Raw genomic sequence first — 21325 nt, forward strand, 5'->3', positions numbered from 1 at the left:
GTCGGCCTCAGCGCCTTCCTCCGTGTGCCCCGACGTTTCCGTCGTTGCGAGCCGCCCATTATAGACCGGCTTATCTGCTTCGTCAACACCTTTTTTCAAGGCCGCTTCACCGAAGTGAACCGTTGTTGCCGATGCCGCTTCGTCGTTCGCCTCAGAGGCTTTCGTCGTTGCGAGCCGCCTATTATGTCAGGCTTTTCGTTTCCGTCAACACCTTCTTTCGAAGCAGTTGAAGTCCTGTTCCTTCGCGGTTGCCGCCTTGCGGTGGCCCCTGCGTCGGGGGAGGGAAAGTATGTCCCTATCCGGGTCGTTTGTGAAGGGGGTAGACGACATTTTTTCACGTCGTCTCGCCCACATTCATGCTGGAAGGGGTCCGGATCGCCCGAACCCCTTGTGCCACTTAGGCCGCGACCAGCAACACGCGTGCGAAGGTGCGCTTGCCGACCTGCAGCAGGCCTTCAAAACCGGGCACGAACACCTGCTGGGCATCCTCCACCACCTCGCCATCCACCTTCACCGCACGCTCTTTGAGCTTGCGGGAGGCTTCGGAGTTGCTCGGGGTGAGGCCTGCAGCCGTCAGCAGGGCACCGATACGCAGGCCTTCGGCCGGAATGGTCACTTCCTGCAGCGGCAGCAGGGTCACATCGCCCTGCCCGGTCACCGCGGCATTCCAACCGGCGATGGCCTGTTCGGCCGCCGCCGCATCATGGAAGCGGGTGGTCAGCTCACGGGCCAGGCGCAGCTTCACCTCGCGCGGGTTCAACCCGCCCGCCTCGACCTGCTCACGCAGGGCCTTGGCCTCGGCCTGGCTGATATCAAAGGAGAGCAGCTCGATCCAGCGCCACATCAGGTCGTCGCCGATCTTCATGGTCTTGGTGACGATGTCGATGGCCGGTTCGCTGATACCAATATAGTTGTTGAGCGACTTGGACATCTTGGCCACGCCGTCCAGGCCTTCCAGCAGCGGCATGGTCAGCACGATCTGCGGCTTCTGCCCGTAGTGCTCCTGCAGGCCGCGGCCCATCAGCAGGTTGAACTTCTGGTCGGTACCGCCCAGTTCGACGTCCGCTTCCAGGGCGACCGAGTCGTAACCCTGCACCAGCGGATACAGGAACTCATGCAGGGCAATGGACTGCTGGGCGGCATAGCGCTTGGCGAAGTCGTCGCGCTCGAGCATGCGCGCCACGGTGTGCTGGCCGGCCAGGCGGATCATGTCAGCGGCGGCCATCTTGCCGAACCACTCCGAATTGAAGCGCACTTCGGTCTTCTCGCGGTCCAGCACCTTGAAGACCTGGTCTTCATAGGTACGCGCATTGGCCAGCACGTCTTCCTTGGTGAGCGGCTTGCGGGTGACGTTCTTGCCCGAGGGGTCGCCGATCATCCCGGTGAAGTCGCCAATCAGGAAGATCACCTGGTGGCCGAGGTCCTGGAACTGGCGCAGCTTGTTCAGCAGCACGGTGTGGCCCAGGTGCAGGTCCGGCGCGGTGGGGTCGAAGCCGGCCTTGACCCGCAGCGGACGGCCGCTTTCCAGACGCTGGCGCAGTTCGTCGGATTTGAGGATCTCATCGGCGCCTCGCCCGATCAGGGCAATGGCTTCTTCAATCGAGGACACGTGACAACTCCCGGCAATGCCTTATTTATATGAATGACGTTAAGTACAAGTTAACCGCAGGTGCTTCACAAAAGCCAATAGGCACAAGGGTTTGACGCGGTATTTATACCTGTCTATGTTACCGACGTTTGGGCCCGCGCTCCCGGGCCAGCCAGGAACAGACCGACGATGCTCAATTCCGATCAAGGCCGCGCGCGCAAGCAGCGCTTCAAGGAACGTCTCCACGTCCTCCACGACACCGCCCTCCATCGGAAGCTCAAACAGCATCTTCCTGCGGCCTTCAATCAGCGCTGGACCCGCCGCCACTGGATGCACGCCAGCCTGTTCGCCACCATCGGCGCCCTGGTGGCCACGATCGTCCCCGGCTTCTCGCACACCATCGACTCGCCCTACTCGGTCAGCCATTCGACCCTGGCCCTGCCGTTGCCCCCGCTGTCGCTGGAACGCCAGCAGCAGACCCCGGGCGACAGCTGGCAGGTGCTGCGCGTGCAGCGCGGCCAGACCCTGAGCAATCTGTTCGACCAGGCCGGCATCCCGGCCACGGTGATGCACCAGGTGCTGGAGCACCCCGGTGTGCGCGAATCGCTGACCAAGCTGCGCCCGGGTGCGGAGATCGCCTTCGACCTGCCGCTGTCCGGTGAGCTGCGCACGATCCGCTTCGACCGCGATGCCGACAACCGCGTGGAGCTGTCCCTGGCCGGCGACAAGATCACCGAAACGGTGAGCAAGCGCGAGAGCTCGACCCGCCGCGTGGTCGCCAGTGGCGAGATCACCAGCTCGCTGTATGCCGCCGCGCGCAAGGCCGGGTTGTCGCCCTCGGCGATCGCGACGATGACCGACGAGATCTTCAAGTACGACATCGACTTCTCCAAGGACCTGCAGCCGGGCGACCGTTTCAGCGTGGTGCTGGATGAAACCTGGCGCGAAGGCGAGAAGGTGGACACCAGCAAGATCCTCGCGGCGACCTTCAGCTCGGGCGGCAAGACCTACAGCGGCTTCCGCTTCGACCGCAACGGCAAATCGGAGTATTTCGATGCCAGCGGCCGGCCGCTGAAGAAGAGCTTCATCCGCATGCCGATCCAGTTCGCGCGCTTGAGCTCGAGCTTCGGCGCGCGCAAGCACCCGGTGCTGGGCAAGATGCGCATGCACAAGGGCGTGGACTACGCCGCGCGCACCGGCACCCCGATCATGGCCGCCGGCGATGCCCGCGTGCAGTTCGCCGGGACCCAGCGCGGTTACGGCAACGTGGTGATCCTGGATCATGGCCGCGGCCACACCACGCTGTACGGGCACATGTCGCGCTTCGGCAAGATCAAGACCGGCCAGCGCGTGGCGCAGGGCACGGTGATCGGCTATGTCGGCTCGACCGGCCTGGCGACCGGCCCGCACCTGCACTACGAATTCCGCGTCAACGGCGTGCACCGCAATCCGCTGTCGGTGACGATGCCGCCGCCGGAGCCGCTGCAGGGCGCCGAGCTGGCTGCCTTCCGGGCGCAGACCGCCCCGGCGTTGGCCCGCATCCAGGGCATGGAGAAGCTGATCTACGCCGATGCCAGCCCGGCACCGGATGCCAAGGCCGCCGATACGGCCACGGCGAAGGCCGGCAAGCCGGTCAAATCCAACCGCGGCTGATCGCTGCGATTGACGGCGGCAACGGGTTGCGCGGAAGCTGCACGCAACCCGTTGGACCGCCTGGCCATGACCTCTGCTGTTGATCCCACCACCCCGCTCTACCTGGGCCTGATGTCCGGCACCAGCGCCGACGGCATCGATGCCGCGCTGGTGCAGTTCCCCGCCGAGGGCGGCTGCCGCTTTGTCCAAGGCCTGACCCACGACTGGGATCCGGCGATCCGCGCCGAGCTGATCGCACTGGGAGAAGGCGGCACCATCACCTCGCTTGATGCACTGGGCCACCTTGATGCCCAGGTCGGGATCACGTTCGCCGCGGCCGCCAACCGCCTGCTGGACAGCGCGCGCATCGACCGCACCCAGGTGCAGGCGATCGGCTCGCATGGGCAGACCGTGCGCCATCGGCCGCTGGCCGACCCCGCCTTCACGATGCAGATCGGCGATGCCAACCGCATCGCCGAACTGACCGGCATCACCACCGTGGCCGATTTCCGTCGCCGCGATGTCGCCGCTGGCGGGCATGGCGCGCCGCTGATGCCGGCCTTCCACCTGGCGATGCTGGGCGACAGCGATGAAGACCGCGCCGTGCTCAACCTGGGCGGCATCGGCAATCTCACCCTGATCCCGCGCGAGGGCACACCGCGCGGCTTCGATACCGGCCCGGCCAATGCGCTGATGGATGCCTGGTGCCAGCGCCATCGCGGCGAACCGTTCGATGCCGACGGCGCGTTCGCGGCCAGTGGCCAGGTGGATGCCGCGCTGCTGGCGCGCTGGCTGGCCGATCCGTGGTTCGCGCTGCCGCCGCCGAAGAGCACCGGGCGCGAGCAGTTCCACCTGGACTGGGCGCAGGCGCAGCTGGGCGAGGGACAGGTGTCCGGCGCGGATGTGCAGGCGACCTTGCTGGAACTGACCGCCGCCACCGTGGCCGATGCGCTGCTGGCGCACCTGCCGGGCGCGAAGCGGGTGCTGGTGTGCGGCGGTGGCGTGCGCAATCCGCAGCTGCTGCGGCGCCTGCGTGCGCGGCTGCCGGGCGTGGTGATCGAATCCACCGCGGTGCACGGGCTGGATCCGGATTATCTGGAGGCGATGGGCTTCGCCTGGTTGGCGCAGCGCACGCTGGCCGGGTTGCCGGGCAATCTGCCGAGCGTGAGTGGTGCGCGCGGACCCCGGATTCTGGGGGCGATCCATCGCGCCTGAGGTGGCGTGGTGCCGGGCGCCGCGGGGTGCACCGTGATCACGCCTGCGCCGGGCAGCACTGGCGGGCCGTTACATCCCTTGCGCGTCCGGCAACGCCTGCAGGGCGGCGATGGCATCGGCCAGCGCGTCGACCTCGGGATCGTGGAAGCCGCTGCGGACCTCCAGTTCGCTGGCGAACAGGCCTTGTTCCAGCAGCGCCACGCAGGTCTCCTCGCGGGTCCAGCCACGCGCGACCGCGATCCGGCGGATACGTTCCAGCAACAGCGGGTCCACCTCCCGCAGCAGTAGATCAGCCATCGTTCTCCCCGTTGGCGCGCCGCCATCCCCGCGGCCGTTGTGCCGGCATGATCCATCAGGCCCTGCCGGCACGCAAACCACTCAGGCCGTGCTGCGATCCCGGATCCGTGGCCACAGCCAGATCAGCAGCAGCAGGGTCGGGATGACCGTGGTGGCGCTGAGGATGAAGAAGGTGCTGTAGGAGCTCGCCTCCACGATGTAACCGGAGACGCCGCCGACGAACTTGCCCGGCAGGTTGGCCAGCGAGACCAGCAGCGCGTACTGGGTGGCGGTGAAGTTGCGGTCGGTCAGCGAGGACATGAAGGCGACCAGCACCGTGCCGGCAAAGCCCTGGAACAGGTTGTCCGCACTCAGCGCCGCGTAGAACGCCCACAGCTGGCCCGGGTTGTGCGCCATCAGCAGGAACGCCAGGTTGGACAGCGCCACGCCCAGCGCGGCGACCAGCAGCATGCGGCGGAAGCCGAACGCGGCCACCGCGATGCCGCCGAGGAAGGCACCGCCGATGCCCATCCACACCCCGAACAGCTTGGAGACGGTGGCGATATCGGCCTTGGTGAAGCCCGAATCCAGATAGAACGGACCGGCCATCACCCCGATCACCTGATCCGGGAACTTGTAGAGCCCGACGAAGGCCAGCAGCACCAGCGCCAGCACCACACCGTTGGTGCTGAAGAAGCTGGCGATCGGCTGCCAGAACGCACCAAAGAAATCGATCCGGCGCTGGATGCGCACCTCAGGCTGCTCCGGCTCGCGGCACAGCAGCGTGGTGATGATCGGCAGGATCATCAAGGCGGCCATGGCCAGGTACGCCACGATCCAGCTCTCGAACTGGGCCAGGTACAACGCGCCCGCGCCGGCCAGGATCAGGCCGATGCGATAGCCCAGCGTGTAGGTCGCGGCGAGTGCCGCCTGGGCGCTCTCCGGTGCGATCTCGATGCGGTAGGCATCGACCACCGAATCCTGGGTGGCGCCGGCGAACGAAGCCACCAGCACCCACAGGACCAGTGGGGTGACGCCGAGTTCGGGGCGGACGAAGGCCAGCGCGAACAACCCGCCGGTGACCGCGATCTGCGAGGCCAGCAGCCAGGAACGGCGCCGGCCCAGGAAGCCGATCAGCGGGAACGCGTAGCGGTCGATCAACGGCGCCCAGACGAACTTCATCAGATAGAAGAAGCTGGCCAGGCTGATCAACCCGATGCTGCCCAGGTCCAGGCCGACATCACGCAGCCGGGTGGACAGGGTCTGCGAGGCGATCAGCAGGAACGGCAGGCCGCTGCCGAAGCCCAGGAAGGCCATCGTCAGCGCCGAGGGCGTACCGAAGGCACGCTTGATCCCCGCCCAGCCCTTGTAGGACATCGGCTCGACCGCTTCACTCATGGGGCGTAGTCCACCGTGAACGGCGCATGGTCGGAGAAGCGCTCATCGCGATAGACCGAGCAGCTGCGCAGGCGCTCGCGCAGGCCCGGGCTAACAAACTGGTAATCGATGCGCCAGCCGACATTGTTGGCGCGCGCCTGGCCACGGTTGCTCCACCAGGTGTAGTCCTCACCCTGCGGGTGCAGCAGGCGGTACGCATCCGTCCAGCCTTGGCCGGCGGCGATATCCAGCGCCTGGTCGGCGTCCACGCACTGGCCGTTGAGCCAGTCGCGCTCGGGCGGCAGGCAGCCGGAGTTCTTCTGGTTGGATTTCCAGTTCTTGATGTCCAGCGCGGACCGCACGATGTTCCAGTCGCCGCACAGCACGTAGTCGCGACCACTGGCCAGCCAGCCGGCCAGGATCGGGCGCAGCCACTCCATCACTTCGTACTTGAAGCCCTGGCGCAGATCGCCCGAGCTGCCCGAGGGGATATAGAAGGAGACCACGCTGAGGTTGCCGTAGCGGGCCTCGATGTAGCGCCCTTCATCGTCGAACGGGGCCCAGCCCAGCGAGGTGATCACCTGGTCCGGCTCGCGCTTGCTGTAGATCGCCACGCCGCTGTAGCCCTTCTTGGTGATGGCGTCGCGGTAGAAGCAGTGGTGGCCGTCCGGGCGGAACATCGGGTCGGTCAGCTGGTCTTCCTGGGCCTTGGTTTCCTGGATGCACAGGACGTCGGCGTCCTGGGCGCGGAACCACTCGAGGAAGCCCTTGGTGGCGGCGGAACGGATGCCATTGGCGTTGAAACTGATGATGCGCATGCTGACCCGGGTCTGGAACGATACCCGCAAGAGCATACCGTTTCGGCCGTTGCAGGGGCTGGCTGGAAACGGACGCGATTGCCGCGCGCCGGGGCCTTTGCGGGTCGTCTCGCCGCCCTGTGCGACACCGGGCCGCAGGGGCCGGCGAGCGGAAAAGTGCGGGCATGCATTAGGATTTGCGCTCCAAATGAATTGAATTGAGTCTTGATGAGCGACCATCGCCACCGTTTCCTGCAACTGGCCCTGACCGCCGATGCCCTGCGTTTCGGCCAGTTCACCCTGAAGTCCGGCCGTCTGAGCCCCTACTTTTTCAATGCCGGCCGGTTTGATTCCGGCGCGCGCATGTCCCAGCTGGCGGCCTGCTACGCCGATGCCGTGGAAGCGACCGGGCTGAAGTTCGATGTCGTGTTCGGCCCGGCCTACAAAGGCATTCCGCTGGCCACCGCGACCGCCTGTGAATTCGCCCAGCGCGGCCGCGACCTGCCGCTGTCGTTCAATCGCAAGGAAGCCAAGGACCACGGCGAAGGCGGCAACCTGATCGGCGCTGACATGAACGGTAAGCGCGTGCTGATCGTGGATGACGTGATCACCGCCGGCACCGCGATCCGCGAAGCGCTGGCGATCATCAAGGGCGCCGGTGGCACCCCGGCCGGCATCGTGGTCGCACTGGACCGTCAGGAGATCGCCTCGGAAACCGACCGCCGTTCGGCAGCCCAGGCCGTGGCCGAAGAAGCCGGGATTCCGGTGGTCGCCGTGGCCACGCTGGCCGACCTGCTTGATTTTGCCTCCGGAAATCCGGAACTTGTCGGTTACCGGCAGCCGCTGGAGGACTATCGTTCCCGCTACGGCAGCCGTCCTACGCGTTGAGAGCAGGGGGCTTTCACCATGTCCAGGTTTGCCACGTTCACCGTTGTCGGCCTGTTGCTGGCCGTGCCGCTGTTGCCTGCCCAGGCGCAGAAGCGCACGGCCGATGCGACGCCGAAGAAGCTGTACTGCTGGAACAAGGGCAGCGAGCGGATCTGCAGTGATGCCCTGCCCCAGGAGGCGGTGAACAGCGCGCGCGAGGAGTTCAACCTGCGCAGCGGCATGCGCAGTGGCGAAGTACAGCGCGCGTTGACCGACGAGGAACGCGCCGACGCTGCTGCGCAGGCCGCGCAGCAGCGCCTGGACCTGGCGGCCGAGCAGACCCGCCAGCGCACCGAGCAGGCCATGCTGGCCACGTACGAGAACGAGGACGACCTGCGCCGGGTGTTCGCCGAGCGCAGCGGGATCCTGGACAACAACATCCATACCGCCAGTTACAACGTGGCCAGCGTGCGTGATGCGCTGGTCACGCTGCTGGCCAGCGCGGGCAACCGCGAGCTGGATGGGCAGCCGGTGCCGGACAAGCAGGCCGAGCGCATCCGTGAGCGGCATGCCGAGCTGGTGGCGCAGCGGCGCATGCAGGCCTCGTTCGAGCAGCAGCGCCGGGCGCTGGATGTGGAGATCGAGAGCACGCTGCAGCGCTATCGGTTGTTGAAGGGTGTGGGGAGCGATCCGCGCGGGTAAGGGTGGATGTGCGATTGCGTTGAAACGAAGGCGGCCTTTTTGGTCGCCTTTTTGGTTTTTCTACGCTCCGCATCGCGGGCATGAAGCTTGCTGTGAACTGTTGCGGACGCGGGGGCGGTGGGTTGGTCGGGCGGCGGGCCGCGATGCCCTTGCCGGCGAATGTCCCCCGGCGCCGGCCTGTGGCCGTCCCCTCCTCCTTGATTTCGCCCACAAGGGCATCGCGACCCGCGTATCCAGACTACTGGCGCCCCAGGGCAAGCTCTGGTGTGCCTTCGGCCTACTGCACGCTGAGCTCCGTAGCGGCCGGTAGGTCCCTGGGCAAAATCAAGGAGGAGGCTGTCGCCGTCAGGCGGCGGCCGGGGGACATTTGCCGAGGGGCCTGCCGGTCGCTGCGGGGCGTAACGCTCGCGGCAGGGATGCACCTTTTTATGCACTTTTTACGCGGGGCGCCGGTTTCGGACGTGGAGCGTTTATGCCGGGCAGGCAGACCATGAGCGCCTGACGTGGAGTGGTTCCACCTGGACGTCCCATGCGCCTGTATCTGCCTGTCTTCCCCGCCGGTGCCCCGTGCACCGCGCGCTCCCTTTCCCGCGTTTGAGGCCACGACCATGTCTGCCTGGCTTTCCCTGCTGTGCGGCGTACTGGTGCTCGTTGCCGCCGCCTACCTGCTGTACGTCGTGCTTCGGCCCGAAACCTTCTGACCGGAGCCGACCATGACCGAGATCCTGTTGATCCTGCTGACCAGCATCGTGCTGGCCTTTCCGCTGGGGCTGTACCTGGCCCGGGTGATGCGCGGTGGCCCGATGCGCGGCGACGCGCTGTTCGGGTGGATTGAAAAACCGCTGTACCGGCTGCTCGGGGTCAACCCGGCGCGCGGCATGTCCTGGCGTGGCTACGTGGGCGCCTTCCTGCTCAGCAACGTGGTGATCGCGGTGCTGGTACAGGCGGTCTTCATGACCCAGGCCTGGCTGCCGTTCAATCCCGACCAGATTCCCAACCTGCGCTGGGACACCGCGCTGCACACGATGGTGTCGTTCCTGACCAACACCAACCAGCAGCACTATTCCGGCCAGGCGCAGCTGTCCTACTTCGCGCAGATGACCGCGATCACCGGCCTGCAGGTGGTGACGCCGATGATGGGCCTGGCGCTGGTGGTGGCCACCCTGCGTGCGCTGTTCAGCGCGCGCCCTGAGGACGTGCCGGCCGACCAGGCCGCGCTGCTCAGTGCGGACCGCCGTGTCGATGTGGGCAACTACTACGCCGATGTGGTGCGCGCGTGCGTGCGCTTCATGCTGCCGCTGTGCCTGCTGTGGGCGGTGCTGCTGACCAGTCAGGGCGTGCCCGCCACGCTCGCCGGGGGTCCGCAGGCCACGCCGATCGATGCCGCGGCCGGGATGGACACACAGAAGATTCCGCTCGGGCCGGTCGCGGCGATGGTCGCGGCCAAGCAGCTGGGCACCAATGGCGGTGGCTGGTATGGCCCCAACAGCGCGATGCCGCTGGAGAACCCGACCCCGCTGTCCAACGCGCTGGAACTGATCGGCATCCTGCTGATTCCGATCGCGGTGATCTTCATGCTCGGCGCGTTCACCGGGCGCAAGCGCCTGGCCGGGCTGGTGTTCGGCTGCATGCTGGCGATGTCCAGCGTGTCGATCGCCGCCACCGTGTGGCTGGAGGGTCACTCGGCCACCGCCGCCAGCCCGCTGCTGATGGAGGGCAAGGAAGTGCGCTTCGGTGCCGATGGCACGGGGTTGTGGGCCGCGATCACCACCCAGGTGTCGAATGGTTCGGTCAACGGCATGCATGACTCGCTCAGCCCGCTGGCCGGTGCCGTGCCGATGGTCAACATGCTGGTCAACGCGATCTGGGGCGGCATCGGCTGCGGCCTGCAGCAGTTCATCGTGTACCTGATGCTGGGCGTATTCCTGGCCGGCCTGATGACCGGCCGTACCCCGGAACTGTTCGGCCGCAAACTGGAAACGCCGCAGGTGCGCCTGCTCGCGCTGCTGGTGCTGCTGCAGCCGATCACCATCCTGGGCTTCACCGCGCTGACCTTGGCGATCCCGTCGATCACCGGCACCTCCAACCCCGGCTTCCACGGCATCAGCCAGGTGTTCTACGAGTACACCTCGGCGTTCGCCAACAACGGCTCGGGCTTTGAGGGCCTCGGCGATGCCACGGTGTGGTGGAACCTGAGCTGCACCCTGGTGCTGCTGCTGGGCCGCTATCCGGTGCTGGTGATCCCGTTGATCGTGGCCGCGCAGCTGGCGGCCAAGCGGCGGGCGCCGGAATCGGCCGGCACGCTGCAGATCGAAACCCCGACCTTCGCGCTGACCCTGATCGCGCTGATCGTCATCCTCACCGTATTGCAGTTCATGCCGGCGCTGGTCCTTGGCCCGGTGGCCGACCACCTGTCGCTGACGCTGCACTGAGACCGCCTCCCATGAGTACGTATCCGTTGAACGTTTCTTCCCACCGCCGCCAGCGCCTGCTGGATGGTGCCGGCTGGCGCCGTGCCCTGCGCGATGCCGTGATCAAGCTCTCGCCGCGGCATCTGCTGCACAGCCCGGTGATGGCCGTGGTGATGGTCGGCACGGTGGTCAGCGCGCTGGTGACGCTGACCGGCAATGCGCCGCTGGGCTTCGGCCTGGCGGTCACCGCGATCCTGCTGCTGACCGTGCTGTTCGGCAACTTCGCCGAGGCCGTTGCCGAAGCACGTGGTCGTGGCCAGGCCGCCTCGCTGCGGCGGGCCCGCCAGGACCTCAGTGCGCGCCGGCTGGCCGCCGCGCATGCCGGGGCCAGCGAGACCCAGGTCCCGGCGGCCGAACTGCGCCCGGGCGATCATGTGATTGTCAGTGCCGGTGAGTTGATCCCGGCCGATGGCGAGATCGTGCAGGGCCTGGCCACGATCAACGAAGCGGCGGTGACCGGTGAATCGGCCCCCGTGCTGCGCGAGGCCGGTACCGACCGCAGTGGTGTGATCGGCGGTACCAAGGTGCTTTCCGACCAGATCATCGTGCGCATCACCGCCGAGCCGGGCCACAGCTTCCTGGACCGGATGATCGCGCTGGTGGAAGGCGCCAACCGCCAGAAGACCCCGAACGAGGTCGCCCTGACCCTGCTGCTGGCGGCGATGACGCTGACCTTCCTGGTGGTGGTGGCGACGCTGCCGGCGATCGGGGCGTTCGTTGGCGTGCAGGTCGATCCGCTGCTGCTGATCGCGCTGCTGGTGTGTTTGATCCCCACCACCATCGGCGGCCTGCTGCCGGCGATCGGCATCGCCGGCATGAACCGTGCGCTGGCCGCCAACGTGCTGGCCAAGTCCGGCAAGGCGGTGGAAGTGGCTGGCGATGTAGACGTGCTGCTGCTCGACAAGACCGGCACCATCACCTACGGCGACCGCCAGGCCACGCATTTCCATGCCCTTGCCGGTATCGACGCCAGCCAGCTGCGCGAAGCGGCGCTGCTGTCCTCGCTGGCCGACCCGACCCCGGAAGGCAAGTCGGTGGTGCGGCTGGCGCGTGAGCAGGGCTGCACCACCGCCGAGCCGGACCACGATCAATACGCGGATCCAACCGCGGAAAACCGCACATCCATGTGCGGGGTTCCAACTTATCTGGCCTTCAGTGCGCAGACCCGCATGTCCGGTGTGGATCTGGACGGCGGGCGCCGCATCCGCAAGGGCGCATCCGATGCGATCACCGCGTATGTGCGTGAGCTGGGCGGCACGGTGCCGTCGGAGCTGCCCGGCCGCGTGGAGCAGGTGGCGCGCAATGGTGCCACCCCGCTGGTGGTGTGCGAAGGCCGCCATGTGCTGGGCGTGATCGAGCTGTCGGACGTGGTCAAGCACGGCATGCGCGAGAAGTTCGCGCAGCTGCGCGCGATGGGCATCCGCACGGTGATGATCACCGGCGACAACCCGCTGACCGCTGCCGCCATCGCGGCCGAGGCCGGCGTGGACGATTACATCGCCGAAGCCCGCCCCGAAGACAAGCTGGCCCGCATCCGTGCCGAGCAGGCCGGTGGGCGGCTGGTGGCGATGGTTGGCGACGGTACCAACGATGCACCGGCACTGGCCCAGGCCGACATCGGGCTGGCCATGAACTCCGGTACGCAGGCGGCCAAGGAGGCCGGGAACATGGTCGATCTGGATTCGGATCCGGCCAAGCTGCTGGCGGTGGTGGAAGTGGGCAAGCAGCAGCTGATCACGCGCGGTGCGCTGACCACCTTCTCGCTGGCCAACGATGTCTCCAAGTATTTCGCGATCCTGCCGGCGCTGTTCGCCTCCACCCTGCCGGCGATGGCGGCGTTGAACGTGATGCACCTGTCCAGCCCGCGCAATGCAGTGCTGGCGGCACTGATCTTCAACGCCCTGGTGATCCCGGCGCTGATCCCGCTGGCGTTGCGCGGTGTGCGCTTCCGCCCGGCCACGGCGACGGCACTGCTGCGCCGGAACATGCTGGTGTACGGCCTGGGTGGCGTACTGCTGCCGTTTGCGGCCATCAAAGTGATCGACCTCTTCCTTGTCTCGGTATTCGGCGCATGAACCGCTCGCTTGCTACGTCCGCTCCCCGTTCGGCGCGCAGCCGCGCTGCCACCTCCACCCAGCTGCAACAGGACAGCGCCTGGCGCCCGGCCCTCGTGCTCGGCGTGAGCAGCCTGCTGCTGCTCGGGCTTGCCTATGCCGTGGCCACCACCAGCGTGAGCCGGCTGCTGTTTCCGGCGCAGGCCGATGGCAGCCTGCTGATCCGCGATGGGCAGGTGCGCGGCTCGCAGTTGATCGCCCAGCCGTTCGTCGGCGATGGCTACTTCCAGGCGCGGCCGTCCGCGGCCAACTATGACCCGATGGCGGCGGCCGGCAGCAACATGGCGCGCAGCAATCCGGCGCTGCGCGAGCGCGTGCAGGCCGCCATCTCTGCGGTCGCCACACGCGAGGGCGTACCCGCTGCGCAGGTGCCCGGCGATCTGGTGACCCAGTCCGGCGCCGGAATGGATCCGGAGATCTCCCCGGCCGCCGCGCAGGTGCAGATCGCCCGGGTGGCGCGCAGCCGTGGCCTGCCGGTGGAGCGCGTCGCCGCGTTGGTGCAGGCCAGTACCCGGGGCCCGCAATGGGGTGTGTTCGGCCAGCCGCGGGTGAACGTGATGACGTTGAACGTTGCTCTCGACGCGCAGCAGGGCACGGCCCGGCTGCACGGCATGCCTTGATGCGCTGCGCATTGTCCTGGGCGCACAATCCCCGCCCATGAGCGACTCCCGTACCCGCCAGGCCGATGCCCTGGTCGACAGCCTGCAGCGCGAAGCTGGCGGCAAACTCACCGTGTTCCTGGGTGCGGCCCCCGGCGTGGGCAAGACCTTCAGCATGCTCACCCGCGCACACGAGCAGCTGCGCCGCGGCGTGGACGTGGTGATCGGGCTGGTGGAAACCCACGGCCGCGCCGAGACCTCGGCGCTGCTGGCGGGCCTGCCGCAGGTGCCGTTGCTGCAGCGCGAGTATCAACAGCACGCACTGGACGAAATGGACCTGGACGCGGTGCTGGCGCGTCGCCCGGCGCTGGTGCTGGTGGACGAACTGGCGCATCGCAACGTGCCCGGCAGCCGCCACGAGCGGCGCTGGCAGGACGTGATGGAGCTGCTGGATGCCGGCATCGACGTGTGGACCACGGTCAACATCCAGCATCTGGAAAGCCTCAACGACGTGGTCATGCGGATCACCGGGGTGCGGGTCAGCGAGACCGTGCCCGATGCGGTGCTCGACCGCCTGCACGACATCGTGCTGGTGGACCTGCCGCCGCGCGAGCTGATCGAGCGCCTGCAGCAGGGCAAGGTCTATGTGCCGGAGCAGGCCGCGCAGGCGCTGCAGGCGTTCTTCTCGCCGGCCAACCTGACCGCGCTGCGCGAATTGGCGATGCAGGAAGCCGCCGACCGCGTGGACAGCAGCCTGCGCGAGACCCGTGCCGCGCGCGGCGAAGGCAACCTGCCGCTGCGCCGGCGGGTGCTGGTGGCGATCGATGGCGGCGGCCAGAGTGAGTACCTGGTGCGGGTCGGCCGGCGCATCGCCGAGCGGCGCGATGCGCCGTGGACGGTGGTGACGGTGCAGGCGCGCGCGCATGACGAGCAGACCCGGCGCGAGATCGATGCGGCGTTCGCCCTCGCCCGCCGCCTCGGCGGTGAAGCGGAGCTGCTGCATGGCTCCAGCATCGCCGATGCACTGCTTGACCATGCCGCACACAACGGTGTCTCCACGCTGGTGCTCGGCCGCACGCGCGAGCGCCCGCTGGCGCGCATGCTCAACCGCACGCTGACCCAGCAGCTGATCCGGCGCGGTGCGCATTTCGAGATCACCATCATCGGTACGCCACAGGCGCGCGCGCGGGCGCGCCGGTCCGGGCTGTCGATACCCAGCCGCAGTGCCGGCAAGGATGCGCTGCTGGCGCTCGGCGCTACGGCCATTGCCTGCCTGGTGGCGCTGATCGCCGAACGCTGGATCGGGCTGTACGACCTGTCGATGGTGTTCATCGTGGCGGTGGTGATGGTCGCCGCGCGCAGCCGCACCAGTGCAGCGGTGATCGCCGCCGCGCTGTGTTTCCTGGCCTACAACTTCTTCTTCATCGCGCCGCGCTTCACCTTCGCGATCAGCGCGCGCCAGGGCGTGATCACGGTCTTCCTGTTCCTGGCCGCCGCCCTGGTGGCAGGGCGATTGGCCTCGCGCCTGCGCATGCAGGTGGTGGCCTTGCGCGCGGCCAACCGGCACGCGCATGCGCGCCAAGTGCTTGGCCGGCAACTGGCCAGTGCGCCCAGCAACGAGCAGGTGGCGCAGGCCGGCCGCGAGGCGCTGGAACAGGCGATGGATGCGCCGGCGTGGCTGCGCATCGGCCAGTACACCAGCGCCAGTGGCAGCGCCGCGCCGGGCGATACGGATCTGGCCGCGGCCGACTGGGCGCACCGGCACGGGCAGCCCAGCGGGCGCTTCACCGATACGCTGGCCGGCGCGGGCTGGTGGTTCCTGCCGCTGCTGGACGGCGACGACCGGGCGATCGGCGTGGCCGGCATGCGCTTCCCGCGCGAGGCGCCGCGGCTGACGCCGGAGCAGCGCCAGCTGGCCGAGGCGATGGTGGACGACATCGCCCAGGCCGCGCTGCGCACCCAGCTGGTGGCGGATCTGGAGAAGGCGCACGTGAGCAACGAGACCGAGCGGCTGCGCTCGGCGTTGCTGTCCTCGGTGTCGCATGACCTGCGCTCGCCGCTGGCGGCGATGATCGGCTCGGCCGACAGCCTCTCCAGCTACGCCGATGCAATGGATGCCAGCGACCGCCGCGCCCTGCTCGATACCATCCTGGTCGAAGGCGAGCGCCTGGACCGCTACATCCAGAACCTGCTGGACATGACCCGGCTCGGCCATGACGGGCTGCAGATCAACCGCGACTGGATCGGCGTGGACGAGCTGGTCGGTTCGGCCGCGCGGCGCCTGCAGCGCTATCAGCCGGATGTGCGGCTGAAGCTGGATATTCCCGCTGAACTGGCGCCGATCTGGGTGCATCCGGCACTGGTCGAGCAGGCCGTATTCAACGTGATGGAGAACGCGGCCAAGTTCTCTCCGCCTGGTGCGGTGGTGGAGGTGCAGGCGCGGCTGGTCGAAGGTGAGCTGCGCATCGACGTGCTCGATGCCGGCCCGGGCATTCCCGACGACGAGCGCGCGCGCATCTTCGATATGTTCTACAGCGTGGAGCGCGGCGATCGTGGCCGGCATGGCACCGGCCTGGGCCTGACCATCTGCCAGGGCATGATCGGCGCGCATGGCGGCAGCGTGCAGGCGCTGCCCGGCCGCGACGGACGCGGTACCCTGATCCGCATCACGTTGCCCCTGCTGCACCCCCACCCTGCCGATGACACCGATGATTCCTGAGGCTTCCCACGGCGTGCCCCCGGCGCGCGTGCTGGTGATCGACGATGAAGCGCAGATCCGGCGCTTCCTGGAGATCAGCCTGCGCGCGCAGGGCTACCGCGTGTCCCAGGCCGCGACCGGCCAGGCCGGGCTGGAAGCGCTGGTCGGCGAAGGCGCGGATCTTGTGATCCTGGATATCGGCCTGCCGGACATGGAAGGCCATGACGTGCTGGGCGAGCTGCGCCAGTGGAGCCAGGTGCCGGTGATCATGTTGACCGTGCGCGCGAGCGAGACCGAGAAGGTGCGGGCCCTGGACGCCGGCGCCAACGACTACGTGACCAAGCCGTTCGGCACGCAGGAGCTGATGGCGCGCGTACGGGCGCTGCTGCGCTCGCGCACGGTCTCCAGCGAGGGCGTGCTGCCGCAGTTCGATGACGGGCACCTGCATATCGACCTGGTACGGCGCGAAGTACATCTGGACGGTACGCCGGTGGCGCTGACGCGCAAGGAGTACGCGCTGTTGTCGCTGCTGCTGCGCAATGCCGGCCGGGTGGTGACCCAGCCGCAGATCCTGCAGGAGATCTGGGGGCCGACGCATCAGCACGACACACATTACCTGCGGATTCTGGTCGGCAAGCTGCGCCACAAGCTGGGCGATTCGGCGCTGGATTCGCGCTATCTGTTCACCGAGCCGGGCGTGGGGCTGCGGTTCAAGGGGTAGGTACCGACCGTTGGTCGGTACCCGTCCAGATCAGAAGCCCAGGTCCACACCGGGCAGCAGCGGCTGGAGCTGCGCGCGGAACAGGGCCTTGATGCGCTCCAGCGCCGCCTCGTCATCGGCCTCGAAACGCAGCACCAGCACCGGGGTGGTGTTGGACGCGCGCACCAGGCCCCAGCCATCGGGGAAATCGGCACGCAGGCCGTCGATGGTGGACAGGCGTGCGCCGGCGAACGGCGACTCCTCCACCTGCACCGAGGACACGAACAACGACACCAGCGCGTGCGGAGTGCCCGCCCCCACCGGCACCTTCAGCTCCGGGGTGGAGACGCTGTCGGGCAGTTCGTCCAACACCTCCGAGGGGCTCTCTTCGCGCTGGGCCAGGATCTCCAGCAGGCGCGCGGCGGCGTACAGGCCATCGTCGAAGCCGAACCAGCGTTCCTTGAAGAAGAAGTGTCCGCTCATCTCGCCCGCCAGCTCGGCGTCGGTTTCGCGCATCTTCGCCTTCATCAGCGAATGGCCGGTCTTCCACATCAGCGGGCTGCCACCGTTGCGCAGCACGTAATCGGAGAGCTTGCCGCTGCACTTCACGTCGTAGATCACCAGCGCGCCCGGGTTGCGCATCAGCACATCGGCGGCGAACAGCATCAGCAGGCGATCGGCGTAGATGATCCTGCCTTCGCGGGTGACCACGCCGAGACGGTCGCCGTCGCCGTCGAAGGCCAGGCCGATATCCGCATCGAAGCGCTTCACGGTCTGGATCAGGTCTTCCAGATTGTGCGGGTCGCTCGGGTCCGGATGGTGGTTCGGGAAGGTACCGTCCACATCGCAGTACAGCGGAATGACCTCGGCACCGATCGCTTCCAGCAGCGGCTGGGCGAGCTCGCCGGCGACACCATTGCCCGCGTCGGCGACCACCTTGAGCGGGCGATCCAGCTGCACGTCATCGGCGATGCGCTGGATGTAATCGGCGTTGACCTCGCGGGTCTGGAAGCTGCCCGGCTCGGGTGCCACGTGCAGTTGGCCATCGCGGATGCGGTGGTACAGCTCGGTGATCGCATCGCCGGACAGCGTTTCGCCGCCGACCACGATCTTGAAGCCGTTGTAGTCCGGCGGGTTGTGGCTGCCGGTCACCGCCACGCAGCTGCCCGCGCGCAGGTGGTAGCTGGCGAAGTACACCACCGGGGTCGGCGCCAGGCCGATATCGGTGACGTTGCAGCCGGCGCGGCGCAGGCCTTCGATCAGGCCGGCGGTGAGCTCGGGGCCGGAGAGGCGACCATCGCGGCCCACCACGATGTCGCGCAGGCCTTGGACCTGCAGCACCGAACCGATCGCCTGCCCGATCAGGGCGGCGACCTTGGGGGTCAGCTCGCGGCCGACGATGCCGCGGATGTCGTAGGCGCGGAAGATCTCGGCCGCGACGGTCTCACCCGGCAGGGACGCCGGCGGCGAGGTCGCTGCTGTCTCGTCGATGCTTTCGACGGCGGCCACCGCGAGCGGTACCTGGGCCAGACTTTCACTCAAGGTGGGGCCGGCGTCGGCACCACTGTCGGCAGCACCACGGCGACGCGGCAACGGCACCTTGCCTTTGCCCAGCACCAGCAGCACGGCAATCAACAGCAGCAACACGGCCACGATCGCACTGGAGATCGCGCCCAGTCCCAGGGGACCCGGCTCGATGTCCGGCACCGCGGCCGACAGGCGCAGTCCGCTGCGGCCGATCGGGCGCGCCAGTGCTTCCGCACCACCGGACAGCCCGCGGCTGCCCTGTTCGACGACGTTATGGCTGCCCTGGCGCAGCGCGAGATAACCATCCCCCGGCACGGCGACCTGGTCGAATATGCCGGTCAAGCGCAGCAGCGGCTGGCGCACGTAGACGACGGCCGCTCCCTGCGGGCCAAGCTCGACCGCCGCGGCCAGGCCGAGGCGCTGGCCGCCCGCATCGCGCACCACGCGACCGACAGGCTTGTCATCGGCGATGGCCGCCTCGAGCAGCGCCAGGCGCGAATAACCGAAGGCCTTCGGATCGGCGTAGGCCGCATCGAGATCGGCGGTGAGGATCTGGACGTCTTCCACGCCCGGCCAGCCTTCGCGGATGGCGACAGCGGCACCTTGTGCATTTCCGCTGGCCAGTGCAGTGGCAACGCGCTCGGTCTTGAGCACCTTGCCGAGTTTGCCGAGCTGACCCGTCAGCGCCGTCTGCAGGCCTTCGACCATGCGGTCGCGCGACTGCTCCAGCGCGTCACCGACGGCGGCCTGGCGCCATTGGCGCACGCCGCTCCACCCGAACCAGATCGCCAACAGCACCAGCAGCACGGCCAACAGCGGCACCGAGCGCCCTGTGGTCAACCGCGGCCGTCCTTCCGCCTTCGCCTTGCTCATGACGCTCCCCTGTCAGCGCACCCCGGTATGGCCGAATCCACCCGTTCCCCTGGCGCTGTCGGTGAAAGTATCCACTACCTGAAGGGCCACGCGTGCAATCGGCAGCACGACCAGCTGGGCGATGCGGTCGCCGGGCTGAAGGGTGAAGGGTTCGCGCCCGCGATTCCAGGCGCTGATCAGCAGCGGGCCCTGGTAATCGGCGTCGATCAGGCCGGTGCCGTTGCCCAGCACGATGCCGTGGCGATGGCCCAGGCCGGAGCGGGGCAACACCACGGCCGCCAGGTTCGGATCGGCGATATGGATGGCGATACCGCTGGGGATCAGCGCGGTGTCGCCGGGCTGCAGCGTGAGTTCGGTCTCCAGCGCAGCACGCAGATCGAGGCCGGCGCTGTGCTCGGTGGCGTAGGCCGGCAGCGGCCATTCGTCGCCGAAACGCGGGTCGAGCAGCTTGACCTGCAACGGCTGCAGGGAGGAATCGATGGTCATGCGTGCAACCTCTGGGCAATCAGGGACAACAGTTGTTCGGCCAACACGGCCTTGGAGGTGCCGGGGAACACCTGTTCGCCGCCCTGCCAGTAGGCCGTGGCCGCGTTTTCATCGCTCTCGAAACCGCCGGTGCTGATCCCGACCTGGTTGGCGATCACCAGGTCCAGGCGCTTGTCGACCAGCTTGCCGCGCGCGTACTTCTCCACATCGTGGGTCTCGGCGGCGAAGCCGACCACCAGCTTGAGCGCGTTGGTCTGCGTGGCCACCTCGGCCAGGATGTCCGGGGTGCGCACCAGCTCCAGCGTCAGGCTCTGGGTGTCGGCAGTCTTCTTCAGTTTCTGCGGGGCAACCTGGCGCGGGGTGTAATCGGACACGGCGGCCGCACCGATGTAGATGTCGGCCGGCAACGCACCGAGCACCGCTTCGCGCATCTGCGCGGCCGAGCGCACGTCAACGCGCTGCACACCCGCAGGCGTGGCCAGCTGGACCGGGCCACTGACCAGCACCACCTGCGCGCCCAGGCGGGCGGCGGCGGCGGCCAGGGCGTAACCCATCTTGCCGCTGCTGCGGTTGCCGACGTAGCGCACCGGATCGATGTCTTCATACGTGGGGCCGGCGCTGATCAGCACGCGCAGACCCTTCAGTTCACTGCTCGCCGGCGGCTCGGCCGGGGTCGGCGCGTGCAGGCCGGCCAGTGCGGCCACGATCGTGTTCGGTTCGGTGAGCCGACCGGGGCCGGACTCGCCTTCGGCCAGCGGCCCGTCTTCCGGCCCGATCACCTGGGCCCCGCGCTCGCGCAGCAGGCCGATATTGGCCTGGGTGGCCGGGTGCAGCCACATGCGATGGTTCATCGCCGGGCACACGGTCAGCGGCGCGGTGGTGGCCAGGCACAGGGTGGTGACCAGATCATCGGCGTGGCCGTTGGCCAGGCGCGCGAGCAGGTCAGCCGTGGCCGGCGCGACCACAATGCGATCGGCCCAGCGGGCCAGCTCGATGTGGCCCATGGCCTGCTCGGCCGCGCTGTCCCACAGGGTGGTGCGGGTCGGCTGGCCGGACAGCGCCTGGAAGCTCAGCGGGGTGACGAACTGCTGGGCCCCGGCGGTCATCGCGACCTGCACCTGGGCCCCGGCATCGCGCAGGCGGCGCACCAGTTCCAGCGACTTGTAGGCAGCGATCCCGCCACCAACGCACAACAACAGCTTCTGGCCTTCCAACGGGCGCGCGGCCGCCGGAGAAGCCTGGGGGGAGTCAGCCACCTTGGGTGTTCCTGTCGAACCGAGGCGATTAGCTTACCCGATGGTCCGTAAGCCGCCTGATGCGCCAGCGGCATAAGCAGCCAGATTTTCGTCATAAGCAACCGCCGGACTTGGCACGATGCCCTGCATTTACCGACACGATGCCAC

17 protein-coding genes are annotated in these 21325 nt (G+C 68.0%); 10 read left to right on the forward strand and 7 right to left on the reverse strand.

Features of this window, described 5'->3' with window-relative positions; all coding sequences use genetic code 11:
* Positions 1-397: 397 nt before the first annotated feature.
* Entirely contained in the window at positions 398-1609 is a 1212-nt protein-coding gene (tyrS, locus tag ACWV8V_RS10005) for a tyrosine--tRNA ligase (RefSeq protein ID WP_259260449.1), read from the reverse strand.
* 168 nt (positions 1610-1777) lie between these two features.
* Between tyrS and ACWV8V_RS10010 the strand changes: the two genes are divergently transcribed.
* A complete protein-coding gene (locus ACWV8V_RS10010) occupies positions 1778-3241 on the forward strand; it encodes a M23 family metallopeptidase (RefSeq protein WP_259260450.1) in 1464 nt (487 codons plus the stop codon).
* A gap of 66 nt (positions 3242-3307) precedes the next feature.
* Positions 3308-4435 (forward strand): anhydro-N-acetylmuramic acid kinase, encoded by a 1128-nt coding sequence (locus ACWV8V_RS10015; protein WP_455899638.1) that lies wholly within the window; start codon positions 3308-3310, stop codon positions 4433-4435.
* A gap of 69 nt (positions 4436-4504) precedes the next feature.
* On the opposite strand, the gene ACWV8V_RS10020 is transcribed toward ACWV8V_RS10015, so the two are convergent.
* The 3 genes from ACWV8V_RS10020 to ACWV8V_RS10030 all read right to left on the reverse strand — a co-directional run bounded on the left by ACWV8V_RS10020 (position 4505) and on the right by ACWV8V_RS10030 (position 6906).
* On the reverse strand, positions 4505-4732 hold the full coding sequence (locus ACWV8V_RS10020; protein WP_455899639.1) for a hypothetical protein: 228 nt from the start codon (positions 4730-4732) through the stop codon (positions 4505-4507).
* 81 nt (positions 4733-4813) lie between these two features.
* Positions 4814-6109, reverse strand: a complete 1296-nt coding sequence (locus tag ACWV8V_RS10025; RefSeq protein ID WP_152152854.1) for an AmpG family muropeptide MFS transporter — start codon at positions 6107-6109, stop codon at positions 4814-4816.
* A complete protein-coding gene (locus ACWV8V_RS10030) occupies positions 6106-6906 on the reverse strand; it encodes an exodeoxyribonuclease III (RefSeq protein ID WP_152152959.1) in 801 nt (266 codons plus the stop codon). The genes ACWV8V_RS10025 and ACWV8V_RS10030 overlap by 4 nt, the downstream gene beginning before the upstream one ends.
* A gap of 207 nt (positions 6907-7113) precedes the next feature.
* Between ACWV8V_RS10030 and pyrE the strand changes: the two genes are divergently transcribed.
* The 8 genes from pyrE to ACWV8V_RS10070 all read left to right on the forward strand — a co-directional run bounded on the left by pyrE (position 7114) and on the right by ACWV8V_RS10070 (position 17057).
* Entirely contained in the window at positions 7114-7773 is a 660-nt protein-coding gene (gene pyrE, locus ACWV8V_RS10035) for an orotate phosphoribosyltransferase (protein WP_046272987.1), read from the forward strand.
* Between the two features lie 18 nt (positions 7774-7791).
* Positions 7792-8454, forward strand: a complete 663-nt coding sequence (locus ACWV8V_RS10040; RefSeq protein WP_259260454.1) for a hypothetical protein — start codon at positions 7792-7794, stop codon at positions 8452-8454.
* A gap of 608 nt (positions 8455-9062) precedes the next feature.
* Complete coding sequence (locus ACWV8V_RS10045) at positions 9063-9155, forward strand: potassium-transporting ATPase subunit F (RefSeq protein ID WP_019183961.1); 93 nt, start codon at positions 9063-9065, stop codon at positions 9153-9155.
* A gap of 12 nt (positions 9156-9167) precedes the next feature.
* Entirely contained in the window at positions 9168-10886 is a 1719-nt protein-coding gene (gene kdpA / locus ACWV8V_RS10050) for a potassium-transporting ATPase subunit KdpA (RefSeq protein WP_455899640.1), read from the forward strand.
* Positions 10887-10897: 11 nt separating this feature from the next.
* Positions 10898-13000 carry a potassium-transporting ATPase subunit KdpB gene (gene kdpB / locus ACWV8V_RS10055; RefSeq protein ID WP_455899641.1) on the forward strand — a complete coding sequence of 701 codons (2103 nt, stop codon included), beginning with the start codon at positions 10898-10900 and terminating at the stop codon, positions 12998-13000.
* Positions 12997-13659, forward strand: coding sequence for a potassium-transporting ATPase subunit KdpC (gene kdpC / locus ACWV8V_RS10060; protein WP_455899642.1), 663 nt, complete (start codon positions 12997-12999; stop codon positions 13657-13659). The genes kdpB and kdpC overlap by 4 nt, the downstream gene beginning before the upstream one ends.
* A 37-nt stretch (positions 13660-13696) precedes the next feature.
* Entirely contained in the window at positions 13697-16357 is a 2661-nt protein-coding gene (locus ACWV8V_RS10065) for an ATP-binding protein (protein WP_455899643.1), read from the forward strand.
* On the forward strand, positions 16338-17057 hold the full coding sequence (locus ACWV8V_RS10070; RefSeq protein ID WP_123731183.1) for a response regulator transcription factor: 720 nt from the start codon (positions 16338-16340) through the stop codon (positions 17055-17057). The genes ACWV8V_RS10065 and ACWV8V_RS10070 overlap by 20 nt, the downstream gene beginning before the upstream one ends.
* Before the next feature lie 30 nt (positions 17058-17087).
* On the opposite strand, the gene ACWV8V_RS10075 is transcribed toward ACWV8V_RS10070, so the two are convergent.
* From ACWV8V_RS10075 to coaBC, 3 genes are read right to left on the reverse strand one after another with little or no spacing between them, the layout of a single operon-like run.
* The gene (locus ACWV8V_RS10075; RefSeq protein ID WP_455899644.1) at positions 17088-19436 is read right to left on the reverse strand and encodes a phosphomannomutase/phosphoglucomutase; all 2349 of its coding nucleotides are present in this window, start codon (positions 19434-19436) and stop codon (positions 17088-17090) included.
* 12 nt (positions 19437-19448) lie between these two features.
* Positions 19449-19922: a dUTP diphosphatase gene (gene dut, locus ACWV8V_RS10080; RefSeq protein ID WP_046272982.1), complete on the reverse strand. Its 474-nt coding sequence runs from the start codon at positions 19920-19922 to the stop codon at positions 19449-19451.
* Positions 19919-21178: a bifunctional phosphopantothenoylcysteine decarboxylase/phosphopantothenate--cysteine ligase CoaBC gene (coaBC, locus tag ACWV8V_RS10085; RefSeq protein ID WP_455899645.1), complete on the reverse strand. Its 1260-nt coding sequence runs from the start codon at positions 21176-21178 to the stop codon at positions 19919-19921. Before coaBC ends, dut begins: the two co-directional genes overlap by 4 nt.
* Between the last annotated feature and the right edge of the window lie 147 nt (positions 21179-21325).

It is taken from the genome of Stenotrophomonas sp. Ker107b, assembly GCF_053847245.1.

Excerpts from the sequence above, each read along its gene's own strand:
- kdpB (WP_455899641.1), top strand. The coding sequence starts at position 10,898 with ATGAGTACGTATCCGTTGAACGTTTCTTCCCACCGCCGCCAGCGCCTG.
- ACWV8V_RS10015 (WP_455899638.1), top strand. The coding sequence starts at position 3,308 with ATGACCTCTGCTGTTGATCCCACCACCCCGCTCTACCTGGGCCTGATG.
- ACWV8V_RS10025 (WP_152152854.1), bottom strand. The coding sequence starts at position 6,109 with ATGAGTGAAGCGGTCGAGCCGATGTCCTACAAGGGCTGGGCGGGGATC.
- ACWV8V_RS10010 (WP_259260450.1), top strand. The coding sequence starts at position 1,778 with ATGCTCAATTCCGATCAAGGCCGCGCGCGCAAGCAGCGCTTCAAGGAA.
- ACWV8V_RS10070 (WP_123731183.1), top strand. The coding sequence starts at position 16,338 with ATGACACCGATGATTCCTGAGGCTTCCCACGGCGTGCCCCCGGCGCGC.
- ACWV8V_RS10040 (WP_259260454.1), top strand. The coding sequence starts at position 7,792 with ATGTCCAGGTTTGCCACGTTCACCGTTGTCGGCCTGTTGCTGGCCGTG.
- kdpC (WP_455899642.1), top strand. The coding sequence starts at position 12,997 with ATGAACCGCTCGCTTGCTACGTCCGCTCCCCGTTCGGCGCGCAGCCGC.
- ACWV8V_RS10075 (WP_455899644.1), bottom strand. The coding sequence starts at position 19,436 with ATGAGCAAGGCGAAGGCGGAAGGACGGCCGCGGTTGACCACAGGGCGC.
- ACWV8V_RS10065 (WP_455899643.1), top strand. The coding sequence starts at position 13,697 with ATGAGCGACTCCCGTACCCGCCAGGCCGATGCCCTGGTCGACAGCCTG.
- ACWV8V_RS10045 (WP_019183961.1), top strand. The coding sequence starts at position 9,063 with ATGTCTGCCTGGCTTTCCCTGCTGTGCGGCGTACTGGTGCTCGTTGCC.
- dut (WP_046272982.1), bottom strand. The coding sequence starts at position 19,922 with ATGACCATCGATTCCTCCCTGCAGCCGTTGCAGGTCAAGCTGCTCGAC.
- ACWV8V_RS10030 (WP_152152959.1), bottom strand. The coding sequence starts at position 6,906 with ATGCGCATCATCAGTTTCAACGCCAATGGCATCCGTTCCGCCGCCACC.
- kdpA (WP_455899640.1), top strand. The coding sequence starts at position 9,168 with ATGACCGAGATCCTGTTGATCCTGCTGACCAGCATCGTGCTGGCCTTT.
- ACWV8V_RS10020 (WP_455899639.1), bottom strand. The coding sequence starts at position 4,732 with ATGGCTGATCTACTGCTGCGGGAGGTGGACCCGCTGTTGCTGGAACGT.
- pyrE (WP_046272987.1), top strand. The coding sequence starts at position 7,114 with ATGAGCGACCATCGCCACCGTTTCCTGCAACTGGCCCTGACCGCCGAT.